This is a genomic window from Pandoraea sp. XY-2 (assembly GCF_004193915.1).
Classification (GTDB): domain Bacteria; phylum Pseudomonadota; class Gammaproteobacteria; order Burkholderiales; family Burkholderiaceae; genus Pandoraea; species Pandoraea cepalis.
The window spans coordinates 491,620-504,023 of the sequence record NZ_CP030849.1; the positions used below are offsets into that span (position 1 = coordinate 491,620).

At 65.3% G+C, this 12,404-nt stretch carries 14 protein-coding genes; 8 read left to right on the forward strand and 6 right to left on the reverse strand.

All coding sequences use genetic code 11. The annotated features are described in order from the left end of the window. Positions 1–135: 135 nt before the first annotated feature. A complete protein-coding gene (locus tag DRB87_RS02175) occupies positions 136–528 on the forward strand; it encodes a rhodanese-like domain-containing protein (protein WP_017231999.1) in 393 nt (130 codons plus the stop codon). A 132-nt stretch (positions 529–660) separates the two neighbouring features. Here the strand turns inward: DRB87_RS02175 and DRB87_RS02180 are convergent, their stop codons facing one another. From DRB87_RS02180 to DRB87_RS02190, 3 genes are all read right to left on the reverse strand, one after another. Then, a complete protein-coding gene (locus DRB87_RS02180) occupies positions 661–918 on the reverse strand; it encodes a DUF3567 domain-containing protein (RefSeq protein WP_017232000.1) in 258 nt (85 codons plus the stop codon). A 172-nt stretch (positions 919–1,090) separates the two neighbouring features. Then, the gene (gene pcaD / locus DRB87_RS02185; RefSeq protein WP_130024698.1) at positions 1,091–1,885 is read right to left on the reverse strand and encodes a 3-oxoadipate enol-lactonase; all 795 of its coding nucleotides are present in this window, start codon (positions 1,883–1,885) and stop codon (positions 1,091–1,093) included. Positions 1,886–2,102: 217 nt separating this feature from the next. After that, the gene (locus tag DRB87_RS02190) at positions 2,103–3,101 is read right to left on the reverse strand and encodes a DUF3108 domain-containing protein (RefSeq protein ID WP_130024699.1); all 999 of its coding nucleotides are present in this window, start codon (positions 3,099–3,101) and stop codon (positions 2,103–2,105) included. On the opposite strand from DRB87_RS02190, the gene DRB87_RS22940 reads away from it, so the two are divergent. The 7 genes from DRB87_RS22940 (at position 3,066) to DRB87_RS02220 (ending at position 10,267) form a co-directional block, all read left to right on the forward strand. Continuing rightward, positions 3,066–3,290 carry a hypothetical protein gene (locus DRB87_RS22940; RefSeq protein WP_165385204.1) on the forward strand — a complete coding sequence of 75 codons (225 nt, stop codon included), beginning with the start codon at positions 3,066–3,068 and terminating at the stop codon, positions 3,288–3,290. The two genes, DRB87_RS02190 and DRB87_RS22940, sit on opposite strands and share 36 nt — an antisense overlap. Before the next feature lie 218 nt (positions 3,291–3,508). Next, entirely contained in the window at positions 3,509–4,495 is a 987-nt protein-coding gene (locus DRB87_RS02195; protein ID WP_130024700.1) for a fumarylacetoacetate hydrolase family protein, read from the forward strand. 276 nt (positions 4,496–4,771) lie between these two features. After that, entirely contained in the window at positions 4,772–5,923 is a 1,152-nt protein-coding gene (locus DRB87_RS02200; protein WP_130024701.1) for an ABC transporter substrate-binding protein, read from the forward strand. A 163-nt stretch (positions 5,924–6,086) separates the two neighbouring features. Further along, positions 6,087–6,908 (forward strand): enoyl-CoA hydratase/isomerase family protein, encoded by an 822-nt coding sequence (locus DRB87_RS02205; RefSeq protein WP_130024702.1) that lies wholly within the window; start codon positions 6,087–6,089, stop codon positions 6,906–6,908. A gap of 144 nt (positions 6,909–7,052) precedes the next feature. After that, positions 7,053–7,997: a PhaM family polyhydroxyalkanoate granule multifunctional regulatory protein gene (locus tag DRB87_RS02210; RefSeq protein ID WP_130024703.1), complete on the forward strand. Its 945-nt coding sequence runs from the start codon at positions 7,053–7,055 to the stop codon at positions 7,995–7,997. Positions 7,998–8,107: 110 nt separating this feature from the next. Beyond that, a complete protein-coding gene (locus tag DRB87_RS02215) occupies positions 8,108–9,397 on the forward strand; it encodes a patatin-like phospholipase family protein (protein WP_130024704.1) in 1,290 nt (429 codons plus the stop codon). 27 nt (positions 9,398–9,424) lie between these two features. Then, positions 9,425–10,267, forward strand: a complete 843-nt coding sequence (locus tag DRB87_RS02220) for an AraC family transcriptional regulator (protein WP_130024705.1) — start codon at positions 9,425–9,427, stop codon at positions 10,265–10,267. Positions 10,268–10,294: 27 nt separating this feature from the next. Here DRB87_RS02220 and DRB87_RS02225 read toward each other — a convergent pair whose 3' ends face one another. The 3 genes from DRB87_RS02225 to DRB87_RS02235 form a co-directional block, all read right to left on the reverse strand. Further along, positions 10,295–10,882 (reverse strand): LysE family translocator, encoded by a 588-nt coding sequence (locus DRB87_RS02225; protein ID WP_130024706.1) that lies wholly within the window; start codon positions 10,880–10,882, stop codon positions 10,295–10,297. A gap of 113 nt (positions 10,883–10,995) precedes the next feature. Further along, complete coding sequence (locus tag DRB87_RS02230; protein WP_017233765.1) at positions 10,996–11,433, reverse strand: nuclear transport factor 2 family protein; 438 nt, start codon at positions 11,431–11,433, stop codon at positions 10,996–10,998. Positions 11,434–11,616: 183 nt separating this feature from the next. Further along, entirely contained in the window at positions 11,617–12,177 is a 561-nt protein-coding gene (locus tag DRB87_RS02235; RefSeq protein ID WP_130024708.1) for a chalcone isomerase family protein, read from the reverse strand. Positions 12,178–12,404: the final 227 nt, after the last annotated feature.

Consider the following 12,404-nt stretch of genomic DNA (forward strand, 5'->3'; position numbering starts at 1 on the left):
CCTTGGAGTGGCCGGAAAACCTATAATTGTAATGGTTTTCGCGCCCGCCGCCCGCGCGCCACCGCCTGCCGGGCGGCGCCGGCGGCGATTCGTGACGCGCGCGCCGCGCCGTCCTGACTCGCTTTCGCCAACGATATGGAATTCCTGCTCCCGAGCGCCGCTCACCAGTTTCTGCAAGCCAAGGCCAATGCCCTGTTCGTCGATTGCCGCAGCGAAATGGAATACCTGTTCGTGGGACACCCGGCCGGGGCGATCCACGTAGCGTGGAACGACGGCCCGGATTGGGAGATCAACCCGCACTTCGTCCAGAGCGTGCGCAAGCTCGCTGGCGCCGGGGGCGAGCGCCCCGTCTTGTTGATCTGCCGCAGCGGCAACCGGAGCACCGCCGCCGGCGAGGCGCTCGAGGCGGCCGGTTTCCGCAACGTGTATGCCGTGCTGCACGGCTTCGAGGGCGATCTGGACGGCACCCATCACCGCAACGCCGTGAACGGCTGGCGCTTCGAGGGACTGCCGTGGGAGCAGTGCTGAGGGTCGGGCCGAGGCCGTTGGCGCGCTGGATTCGCCGATGACGCCTGACATGGCGTCAAGCTTTGGCGCCATGAAAAAACCCTCGCCGAGGCGAGGGTTTTGTGTGGGTGGCGGCACCGCGCGGTGTTGGCGTCAGTGGAGCACGACCGGGTTCGTCATGAAGGTATCGAACTGGCCGAGGAATTCATCGACTTCATCCTCGGAGGGCTCACTGGCGATCAACTTCTGCACTTCTTCACGGAATTGCCGGGCAAGCGTGCCGTCGAGAAAAATCTCACGGCCAGCGGTTTTGTCCACGATTTCATAGCCACCGGCAGATAGCGCGTGATCGCCGTTATCCGCGGCAAACTCGACGACATAGTAGTTCGGGCTGTTGTAAATCATGAGCATGGCAACTCTCCTGGTGTTCCTGCTTGGTCCTCAGTAACCCACATAGGGGCAACGCGGCGCGATTTCAAGAGGCAGTGCCCCATGATTCGCTTATCGGCACACCGGCTGACGAATTCAATGGTTTTGGCCCTCCTAGTCAAAGATCCCGCGACAGGTCCCGCAGCATGCTGGTTCAAACGTTAGAGGAAGCCCCGAGCAAAAACGTTGCAAGGGCATTGGTTACGAACTGTTTCTGCTCGACGATCGACAGATGGGCGGCGTCGGGCACGATCTCCAGCCGGGCACCGGCGATGCCGCTGGCGATGCGTCGCGCGACGGCCGGAGGCGTGGAGGGATCGTTTTCCCCGACCAGCACCAGGGTCGGCGCGTCGATTTCCGACAGTTTGGCTCGCACGTCGAACGCGGCCAGCGCTTCGCAGGCGGCCGCGAAACCCTCCGGATGCGCCTTGGCCACCAGCGCGCGAACGCGTTCCGATGTCTCGGGGTGGCGCTTGCGGAAGCGCTCGCCCAGCCAGCGCTCGAGCGTGCCGTCGGCAAGCGCCTTCATGCCCTGTTCGCGTGCCCGCGTGGCGCGCTGGCGAAACACCTTCGCGTCGGCGTCGTCGTAACCGGCCGTGGTGTCGATCAACGTCAGGCTGGCGATGCGCTCCGGCGCATCGAGCGCGACTTGTTGCGCGACGGCACCGCCCATCGAAATGCCGACGAAGTGCGTTCGTGAGATTTCCAGCGAATTGAGCAGTGCGGTCGCGTCGGCGGCCAGTTGTTCGATGGTGTAAGGGCCGGCGGGGACGTCGCTGCGGCCATGGCCGCGGCTGTCGTATCGGAGCACCCGGAAATGGGCCGCGAGGTCGGGCACCAGATCGTCCCAGATCGTGAGATCCGCGCCCAGCGGATGCGCGAGCGTCACCCACGGACCGTGGCCTTCCACCGCGTAATGAATCGATGCACCGTTGGCACTGACTTTCATGGTGAGCGGCCCCCCAAATCTCGTCGATGCGTTGGCGAAGTGGCGTAGGTGCAGTGGGATGTTTCTGATTATGTCAGGAACCTTGGACTTCTGCTGGCGAACCGTAGTAGCAAGGCAACACTGCGCCGCGCGGCGGTGCGACGCGCATATCGCTCGAAATTCTAAGGAGTGGGCGCGCGGGTTTGGTGCCCGGCAGGCCGGGCCGTGCCAAGCCGGCTCAAGGCGACGCCTTCTGTGTGAAAACCAGTTCGAATTCGTTGCCCGACGGCTCGGTCTGCTTGACGCGCACCGGCATCCAGTCCAGCGATGGCGCGAGCCAGATGTCGACGCGTCGCTCGTCACCCGCCTTACGCGGCAACCGCGTGAAGTGGCGGGTCTCGACATAGCCCTGCGGTGTGCGCAGGGTTTCCTGGCCAACGTACTGCACCGGCCAGACTTCGCTGCTGTCCGTGTCGACCACCGTGAACTCGTGCGTCACGCCGACCTGCGCGTAGCGTTCCGGATTGCCTCTCGCATAGCTTGCCAGCTGCATCATCACGCTGAATCGGTCTTGCGCGCCGGGCGCGAGCGGCATGGACTGGCCGGAGCGCGAGAAGTGCAGCATCGGCGTGCCATCGCGATGGAAGTCACTGACGTATTCGGCGCGACGACCGCGTTTTTCGACATAACGGGATGGCGCAATGCCGTTCACGTCAAAACCGCCCTCGCTGATGAACTCGAACGTGCCGAAGAAGATGATCGGCACCGCCACGCGCAGGCGGTAATGGCCGTTTGCGTTGACCCATTGCAGTTCGCCGGTCTGATTGCGCACGCCGTTCATGTACGCGTCGTACGCCATCGTGGCGGAGGGCGGCGGATCGAACCTGTCGCCATTGGCGGCGGCTGCCGTGAGCGGCGGGCCGGGCGGCGAGGTGGCTTGCGCGCTGCTGGCGGGCGCCCCGGACGTGTCGCCTTCGCTTGCGACGGTCTGCGAGGCCGCCTGCGGCCCGGGCGTGTTCGCCGTGGCCGGTGCGGCAAGTGTATCGGGGGCGGCCCGCGGCGCGGGGGGGCGAGCTTGCGGGGGCGCGGCTTGACGGCCGGCTTGGGCGCTGACGGTGCGGGGAGCGCTGGCGGCGCTGGCGGTGCGGGAGGCGCGACAGGTTTGAGCGGAATCAGCGTGACCGGGATGTCGGGAATCGGCGTGTCTTCCATCGACGACCGGTCGCTCGCGACCCACAATGCGATGAGCCCGTGGACGGCGAGCACGGCGGCCATCACGCCCGCCCAGACGAAGCCACGCGTGCGCCAAAGCCCGCGCTGGCGAGCCGCCGCTGACGGTGTCGGGCCAGCGGGCGGCAAGACCGCGTCCTGGGAATCGTTGGGGGCCGGAGGCACGTTGGGCACTGCTTGGCAAAAGGAGCAATAAGGGCGATACGGACAATGCGGGCGATTCCGATGTTTGGCGAGCGACGGCACGAGCCACAATCCACCGGAACGTCACGCGCTCAGGATCTCACATCGCGATGTACTCGGTTCGACAGATCGTGTCGGCGGCCGTTCAACGGGCGGGCGATGCCCTCAGGTAGAATCTTTGGCTTCACGCGCCATTCTATCGGGCCTCAGGTGGCCCGCAGACTCCATATCATGAAACTCGCTACCCGCAAGGACGGCACCCGCGACGGCCAACTGATCGTCGTGTCGCGCGATCTGTCGAGCGCCTGCATTGCCGACGCCATCGCGCCCACATTGCAACGCGTGCTCGACGACTGGACGTTCTACGCGCCTCAGCTCCAGACGCTCTACACCGAACTCAATCACCAGCGTGCGCGCAACGTCTTCGCGTTCGATCCGGCCGAGTGCATGGCGCCGCTGCCGCGCGCGTACCAATGGGCCGACGGCTCGGCCTATGTGAACCACGTCGAGCTGGTGCGCCGCGCACGCGGGGCCGACATGCCGCCCGAATTCTGGACCGATCCGCTCATGTACCAGGGCGGCAGCGACGACTTCCTTGGACCGACGGACGACATCGTCTGCGCGTCCGAAGACTTCGGCATCGACTTCGAAGGCGAGGTTGCCGTGGTGACGTCGGATGTGCCGATGGGCGCAAGCCCGGCGCGCGCGCTCGAAGGCGTGCGTCTGTTGATGCTCGTCAACGACGTGAGCCTGCGCAATCTGATTCCCGCCGAACTGGCCAAGGGGTTCGGCTTCTTCCAGAGCAAACCGGCAAGCAGCTTCTCGCCGGTGGCCGTCACGCCCGACGAGCTGGGCGATGCCTGGCACGCTGGCCGGGTGCACCGGCCGCTCACCGTGAAGTGGAACGACAAGAAGTTCGGTGCGCCCGAATGCGGCGAAGACATGGTGTTCGACTTCGGCCAACTCGTGGCGCACGTGTGCAAGACGCGCAATGTGCGCGCGGGCACCATCGTGGGCTCGGGCACGATCTCCAACAAGGATCGCAGTCGTGGCAGCGCATGCATTGCCGAGAAGCGCATGCTGGAGACGATCGACAAGGGCGCGCCGGAGACTGCGTTCATGCGCTACGGCGATCGCGTGCGCATCGAAATGTTCGACGCCCAGGGCAAGTCGATCTTCGGCGCTATCGATCAGGCCGTCTCGCCGCTGGATGAATGACATCTCGTCGCCAGCGCGGTGGGAAACGCCTGTGAGCCTTGAAGATCGGCGTCCCGCAGACCTTTGCGGCGCTCGCGGGGATGCGTCAATAGGGTGAACCCGGATATGGCGGGGAATTCCGGCTCCGCTATGCTTTGTCTCCTTGAGTCGGTTCGCACCCCTATCGGGTAGGCGAGCCGGCCCTAATTTTCGCCGGCGCGGCGCGAGGCACCTTTTCCAGGGGGCCCGCGCAAGAGAAAAAACGAGCGCGGGCCAGACCAGATCAGGAGACTCTCCATGCGAAACCCCGTGCGCACTGCCCTGCTGGGCGCGATGTTGCTGGCGATGGCCGGCGGTGCTGCCGCTCAAGTCAAGATCGGCGTGAATATCTCGCTCACCGGGCCTGCCGCGTCACTTGGCATTCCCGAGCGCAACACGATCACCATGCTGCCGACCGAGATCGGTGGCCAGAAGGTCGAGTACATCACGCTCGACGACGCGTCGGACACCACGACCGCCGTTCAGAACACCAAGAAGCTCATCTCCGAGAATCATGTCGACGCCATCATCGGGTCGTCGATCACGCCGAACACGCTCGCGATGATCGACGTGATCGCCAGCGGCACGACGCCCACGATTTCGCTGGCATCGTCGGCCCGCATCATCGAACCGGTCGACGCCAAGCGTTACTGGATGTTCAAGACACCGCAGACCGACGCGCAGATGGCTTCAGCCATCGCCGAGCATGCGAGCCGTCATGGCGTGAAGACGATGGCGTTCATCGGTCAGGGGGATGCGCTGGGTGAAGCGTTCTACGAGGAAGTCGCCAAGTTCGCCGCTCTGCACAAGATCAAGATGGTCGCCAGCGAGCGTTTCGCCCGTACCGATCCGAGCGTGACGGGGCAGATCCTGAAGATCATGGCCGCGCATCCGGACGCCGTCGTCGTGGGCGCCGCCGGCACGCCTGCCGCGCTGCCGCCGAAGGCATTGGCCGAGCGCGGCTACAAGGGGCTCGTGTATCACAACCACGGTGTGGGCAATAACGACTTCCTGCGCGTGTGCGGCAAGGATTGCAACAACACGTACCTGCCGGCGAGCCCGGTGCTCGTGGCGTCGCAACTGCCGAACGATCATCCGGCCAAGGCGGTGGCGCTCGACTACATCAAGAAGTACGAAGCCAAGTTCGGTGCCGGCACGGTGGCTGCCTTCGGTTCGTATGCTTGGGATGCCGGCATTCTGCTTCAGCGCGCCATTCCGATCGCGCTGAAGACGGCCAAGCCGGGCACGCCGGAATTCCGCAAGGCGTTGCGCGACGCGCTCGAGACGAGCAAGAACATGCACGTCACGAATGGTGTGATCAACATGAGCCCGACCGATCACCTCGGCCTCGACCAGCGGGCTCGCGTGATGGTCGAAATCGAGAATGGCAAGTGGCAACTCGCGCCGTGAGTGCAGCGCGAACGTTGTGAGTCCTGCCGATCTCGCATGACGGTGAGGCGGCCGACGCCGCGCGCATCCACCACAGATTGACCGTCGGTGGTATCGGCGTTGTCCGGTGCCGCCGCCTCCCCATCCCCGCCTGCGCGGGGATATTTTTTTGGAGCGGTAAGCCATGTCGCAAGACCCATATCAACACTACCAGTCGCTGCAATTCAAGCGGCATCCCAATGGCGTGCTCGAACTCATCATGGGCGCCGGGGCAAACAAGAGCGGCCTGTCGACGGCCGACCATCGCATGCACCAGGAACTGGCCGATGTGTGGCGCGATATCGATCGCGACACCGAGACGCGCGCGGTCGTCATTCGAGGCGAAGGCAAGGGGTTCTCCGGCGGCGGCGACCTGTCGCTCGTGGAAGACATGGCCGACGATTTCGCCGTGCGCGCCCGCGTGTGGCGCGAAGCGCGCGATCTCGTCTACAACGTGATCAATTGCAGCAAGCCGATCGTCTCCGCCATGCACGGTCCGGCCGTGGGGGCCGGGTTGGTCGCGGGCCTGCTGGCGGACATCTCGATTGCCGCGAAGACCGCGCGCATCATCGACGGCCATACGCGGCTGGGAGTTGCGGCGGGCGATCATGCCGCCATCGTCTGGCCACTGCTCTGCGGCATGGCGAAGGCGAAGTACTACCTGCTGCTGTGCGAGCCGGTCACGGGCGAAGAGGCCGAGCGCATCGGGCTCGTGTCGCTCACCGTCGACGAGGCCGACCTGCTGCCGCGCGCGTTCGAAGTGGCCGACAAGCTGGCGCGTGGCTCTACCACGGCCATTCGCTGGACCAAGTACGCGCTCAACAACTGGTTGCGCAGCGCGGGGCCCTCGTTCGATGCGTCGCTCGCACTCGAATTCATGGGCTTCGCGGGGCCGGACGTGCGCGAAGGCATTGCGTCGCTGCGCGAGCGTCGCGCGCCGGATTACGGCGGTGACGCCCCGTTCTGACACACCACTGGCGCACGCTCGGCGTATGATCGATATCCATACGCCCTTCGCGCACCCACGTGCGCGAGAAGGCGCTCAGGATGTGCGCGACTTGCCGGGATTGCCCCGCGGGCCGTGCGTCCCCGACCGTGACTGGAGACTGTAATGAGCGATTCGACGAGTGCCATGCCCAACGGCTTCGACATTCTCAAGAAGATGTGGGAAGCGTTCAGCCCGCCCGCGACATTTACCTCGCCGCTCACGCAGCTGATGCAGAGCGCGGCACCGTTGCTCGATCCCGACGAGATCGAGAATCGCATCGCCGAGATGCGTGCGGTGGAGCAGTGGCTCACGCTCAATCTGAATGTGCTGCGCTCGACGATCCAGGCCTTCGAAGTGCAACGGGCCACCTATGCGACGCTTCGCTCGTTCGGCACCGGCACCTTCGGCGCCGCGAGCGACGCGCAGGCGAGTGCGTCGCCGTTCGGACAGGCGGGCGCGGCGAACTTCTGGCGCTCACCGTTTGCCGCCGAGGCGCCGGCGCAAGACGTCGAGCCGCAGGCGAGCGCACCGGAACCCGAGCCGGAACCGGAACCGGAGCCGGAACCCAAGGCGGCCGCGGCCGAGGAAGCCCCGGCGGGCGGCGACACACAGTCGCCGTTCGCGCAGGCGGGCAACGCTTACGGTGCGTTGGACCCGTCGCTTTGGTTCAACGCGATGCGCACGCAGTTCGACCAGATTGCCGCTGCCGCGCAGGCGGCCGGCGTGTCGGCATCACAGATGACGGAAGCGGCGGCGGCGCAAATGTCGGAGGCCGCAGCCAAGGCGACGCAGGGCGCGACGGCGAAACCCGCAAAGCCCGCAAAACCCACGAAATCGGCGGGGGCGGAGCCAACGCAGGCGTCTGGCCAGGCCACGGCAAAGGCCAGCACGGCGAAGCGGGCGGCGGGTACGAGCAAGGCGACGGGCAAGACCGCGGCCAAGCGTGCGCCGGCCAGCAAGACGCCGCCGGCGAAGTCGGCCGCGGCAAAAACGTCTGCCAAGACGTCGGCGAAGGCCGCGCCCGCCGCAGGCAAGACGCCGGGTAAGCAGGCCGCCTGGAAGTGGTAGGGCGGTCGGACCAACGACACATGCGGCAGGAGCGACGGCGGCATCGGCCACGGCGATAGCGACAAAGGCAGACACAACCACAACGTTGACCACGGCGGGAGGAGGCCCCCATGATTTCAGGCGAACGTACTGGCCTCGTCCTGATGGGCGGCGGAGCACGCGCGGGGTATCAGGTGGGCGTGCTGGCCGCGATCGCCGCGATCCAACGCGAGGTTCTGCCGTCGCGGCGCGCGATTCCGTTTCCCATTGTCTGTGGCACCTCGGCCGGCGCGATCAACGCCGCCGCGCTCGCTTCGCACGCCGACGATTTCCAGCATGGGGTCATGAAGCTGGACGCAGTGTGGCGTCAATTTCACGCCGGTCAGGTGTTCCGCGCGGACTCGCTGGGCATGGCGGGCACCGGGGCACGCTGGCTGGCGGCGCTTTCGCTCGGTTGGGCGCTGCGTCGCTCACCGCGCTCGCTGTTCGATTGGTCGCCACTCGGCGACATGCTGCGCAGTGCGATTCGTCTCGATCGACTGCCCGACGTTTTCGCGTCGGGGGCGCTCGAGGCTTTGTCGGTGACGGCGCTTTCGTACTCGTCAGGCAAGCATGTCACCTTCTATCAGAGCGCCGAGCCGATTCAGGCCTGGAAGCGTTCGCTGCGCCTGGCGCGTGCGGTGCCGCTGAGCGTGCAGCACTTGCTGGCATCGAGTGCGATCCCGTTTCTTTTTCCCGCCGTCGAGCTCGATCTCGACGGGCAGCCCGAGTATTTCGGCGACGGATCGATGCGCCAGATTGCGCCGCTCAGTCCACCGATCCATCTCGGCGCCACCCGCATCCTCATCATTGGCGCGGCGCACGGACAGTACGGACTCGACAGCAGCGGCGAGCGCATCGGCGGCTATCCCAGTCTGGCGCAGATCGGCGGGCAGGCGCTCGCGAGCGTGTTCATCGACGGCCTGTCGGCGGATCTGGAGCGACTCCAGCATATCAACAACGTGCTGCGGCATGTGCCCGAGGCGCAACGCGAATCCAGCGGCTGGCGGCCCATCGAGACGCTTTTGATCTCGCCAAGCCAGCGCATCGAGCCGATTGCAGCGCGTCATCTGCAGCAGTTGCCGCGGGCCGTTCGTACGATCCTCGGCGCGATCGGGGCGGACGAAGCGCGCGGCGCGGCCTTCGCCAGCTACCTGCTGTTCGAGTCGTCTTACACGCAGGAACTCATTGCGCTGGGCGAGGCCGACGCCTACGCGCAGCGCGACGCGATTGCCGCATGGCTCGTGGCGGAAGCGGATGGCACCAGCCCGCTCCATCGTGTCGAGGCCGGGGCGGTCGGGGGCGTGGGGTTGCCGGCGAATTCGCCGCTATCGGCGGAACCGCCCGCCGCCGTGGCGGATACTGGCAAGCCGGCCGCATGAGTTGTTGTCCTCACTGATCCTGTCCCTATGTCGAAATCCACTGTTGCGTGTCCGTACCCGTCGACGTTCTGGCGCGATCCGGCGCTGCCGTTTCTCGAAGCGCGAGAGGTGCGCGATGGGCGTCGCGTCTGCTACGCGTTGCACAGCCATGAGACGTTTTCCATCGGCGTCGTGACGGGAGGGCGGAGTACCTATCGGAATGGCCGGGCACGCGAGACGGTGGGCCGCGGCAGCGTTGTCGTGATGAACCCTGACGCGGTGCATGCTTGCAATCCCATTGACGACGAGGCGTGGGCCTATCGGATGCTGTTCGTCGACACGGCGTGGTTGCGCGAAACGCAGCGGGAACTGGGTTTCGGGCATGGACAGGATTTGCATCTGTTCGACCCGATGTCCGCTGACGATCCGGTGTTGTACCAGGGGCTTAACCGGCTCTATGACGTTTGCACCGACGCGACGCGCGACCGGCTTGAGCGCGAGAGCGTGGTACAGCAGTTTTTCATCGACGTGCACGAGCGGTTGAACCCAGCGCCGCAACCGATGCGGGACGACTCGCACAAGCTGCGCCGCGCCGCCGATTTCATCCGTGCCCACTGCACAGAGGCGCTGACGCTTGCGCAGATTTGCGCGGCAGCGGGCCTGTCGGCGTCTTACCTGACACGCGTCTTTCGAGAGCAATACGGACTCACGCCGCACGCCTTTCTCATGGACCAGCGGATTCAATATGCACGGCGCCGACTGCGCCGTGGACATGCCATTGCCGAGGTGGCGCTCGATGCGGGCTTCGCGGACCAGGCGCATTTCCAACGCGCCTTCAAACAACGCCTCGCCACGACGCCGGGGCATTACCGGGAGCCGCACGCCGCGTGATTCGACGCCGCGAAGGCGCATGTTTCCTTAGCCGGTCGCGACAAGATACAGGGCACTTCCCGCCAACAGTGCCGCCATCGCGCAGTTCAGACGCCGCACGCGCCGCGCGTCGCGCATGCGATGACGCAACATCGCACCCGCGGCGGCCCAGCATCCCACCGAGCACCAGCAAACGACAAAGCAGATCGCCGCGAATTGCCAGATGCGCGCGGGATCACCTGCCGTGTACGCGCCCATTCCGGCCAGCGCCGCGAGCCAGGCTTTCGGATTGAGCCACTGCATGACGGCGCCTTTCGATAGGGTCGGGCCACGCCGCGTGTCGGCGTCGTTCAACACGCCGTTATCGATCGCCAGTTTGTAGGCCATATAAAGCAGGAACGCCACGCCGAACCACTGAATCGCGTGCATCAGTACGGGCATCCGGTGCAGTAACTCGTGCACGCCGAAGCCGACCGCAACGAGCAACGCGACGAAGCCCACCGTCGCACCGGTCACGTGACGCAGGCTCGGTCCGAGGCCATAGCGCGCGCCCGCGCCCAGTGCCACGACATTGACCGGACCCGGCGTGATCGAAGCGGCCAGCGCGAACGCCGCCATTGAATAGAAAAGTGTCATCGGATCCCTCGATACTGAAGAAAGCGGGTGAAGCGAGGTTCCGAATGTAGGCGGCGACGGACGCCGTGTATTGAAGAAAACTGCCCTTTGGCAAATGGCGGTGTGGCGACGTCTCAACGAAACAGTCGATGGCGTAGCCAACGCAATAGACGTCCAAAGATGGGGAGCTTGACGTAGATATCTTCAGTGGCGTCCCAATAGTCGCGCTGATAGGCCACGCGTCCGTCCACAGCGAGACGCAGGTGCGATGCGCCATGAATGACCTGTTCGTCGTCAAGCCACCGTTTGGTATGGAAATGCAGATTCCACACCAGCAGCGCCTGATTGTGTTGCAGCAGCGTGGCGGTAAATTCAATGCGCGGCACGTCGACGCGCTCGAATAGGTGCGTGAGCAGCGTCGCCACTTCGGCGGCGCTGCGCACCTCGTGCAGCGGCGTCTTGAGATAGACGTTGGGCGCGTAGAACTCGCCCAGATTCCCGACGCTTTGGCGGGTGAGGGTCTCGAAGTAGCGCGTCAGGCGCGTAAGCGCAGCCGCATGATCGATATCCATAGGCATGCTCGCGTGGGCGCCTGGACAGCGCGATTCGATGGACCCGTCCATGGCCGGGGCGGGGCCGGTCTCAGTCATCCCGGGCGCGCGGCGCCGGGATCGACTTTTGGTCAATTATCAACGGCAACGCACGTTTGCACCGCGATGTTGCAGCGTGCGTGGCGCGGATGAGACACCGGCGACTTATCGCGCGTCGCTGATCAATTCGGCGCGAAGGTCGGGGGCACTGGTGCGCGGATCCAGCCATATGGCGAAAAAAGCACGGCCAAAGGCGTCGCCCGCGATTTGGCCGATCAGTTTGCCGTCCGAGAAGAACCGCGTGCCGTCGCCGGGCAGGAAGACGCCGGTCAAGTGCTGCCCGGCCGTCACGTCGGGCAGGATGCGCGCCAGTTCTTCCGCCCAGCGCTCCCGTTGCGCATCGGTGGCCACTTGCAGCTTGGTCATTTCGATCAGACTGCGCTGCACGAGCGTATGAGATTTGAAACTGCGCGCGTAGCGCAGATCGAGCACCAGCGGATGCGCACTCCAGTTCGCGCTGATGCGATCGGCGCCTGAGAAGAGTTCCGCGTCGTAGAGATGAAAACCCAGGCGCGTGAAGGACCCGTGGCCGACCAGATGGGCGGTGGGGATTTCTTGCGACGCGAGTTGCCCGGCGTCGAACGCCAGGGCGCCGGGGGCCGTTGCCACCGTCGCCAGAAAGCAGACGGTGCGTAGCCATGCGGCAAGTGCGGGACGAGTGGGCATGCTCGGCTCCTTATCGGTCAAGGATCCAGTCGAGTCGGTAGGCCCGTTGGCGGCGCATGGCTCGTTCTGCCGGTGCGCCGGCCGATACAACGTGTTGCGTATTTGCGACTGAGAACTTTCCTCAAAGCGCGGCGCGGAAAAAGGAAACGTCGGCGTCGGCAGGGATGGGGGCTGTCACCCGGTCGCACTTACGGAACGATTGATTTCAGCGTAGACCATCGGACGCC

Bases quoted from the DNA above. Each gene is read 5' to 3' on its own strand.
- DRB87_RS02175 (WP_017231999.1), top strand. From the start codon at position 136: ATGGAATTCCTGCTCCCGAGCGCCGCTCACCAGTTTCTGCAAGCCAAG.
- DRB87_RS02180 (WP_017232000.1), bottom strand. From the start codon at position 918: ATGCTCATGATTTACAACAGCCCGAACTACTATGTCGTCGAGTTTGCC.
- pcaD (WP_130024698.1), bottom strand. From the start codon at position 1,885: ATGAAAGTCAGTGCCAACGGTGCATCGATTCATTACGCGGTGGAAGGC.
- DRB87_RS02195 (WP_130024700.1), top strand. From the start codon at position 3,509: ATGAAACTCGCTACCCGCAAGGACGGCACCCGCGACGGCCAACTGATC.
- DRB87_RS02200 (WP_130024701.1), top strand. From the start codon at position 4,772: ATGCGAAACCCCGTGCGCACTGCCCTGCTGGGCGCGATGTTGCTGGCG.
- DRB87_RS02205 (WP_130024702.1), top strand. From the start codon at position 6,087: ATGTCGCAAGACCCATATCAACACTACCAGTCGCTGCAATTCAAGCGG.
- DRB87_RS02210 (WP_130024703.1), top strand. From the start codon at position 7,053: ATGAGCGATTCGACGAGTGCCATGCCCAACGGCTTCGACATTCTCAAG.
- DRB87_RS02215 (WP_130024704.1), top strand. From the start codon at position 8,108: ATGATTTCAGGCGAACGTACTGGCCTCGTCCTGATGGGCGGCGGAGCA.
- DRB87_RS02220 (WP_130024705.1), top strand. From the start codon at position 9,425: ATGTCGAAATCCACTGTTGCGTGTCCGTACCCGTCGACGTTCTGGCGC.
- DRB87_RS02225 (WP_130024706.1), bottom strand. From the start codon at position 10,882: ATGACACTTTTCTATTCAATGGCGGCGTTCGCGCTGGCCGCTTCGATC.
- DRB87_RS02230 (WP_017233765.1), bottom strand. From the start codon at position 11,433: ATGGATATCGATCATGCGGCTGCGCTTACGCGCCTGACGCGCTACTTC.
- DRB87_RS02235 (WP_130024708.1), bottom strand. From the start codon at position 12,177: ATGCCCACTCGTCCCGCACTTGCCGCATGGCTACGCACCGTCTGCTTT.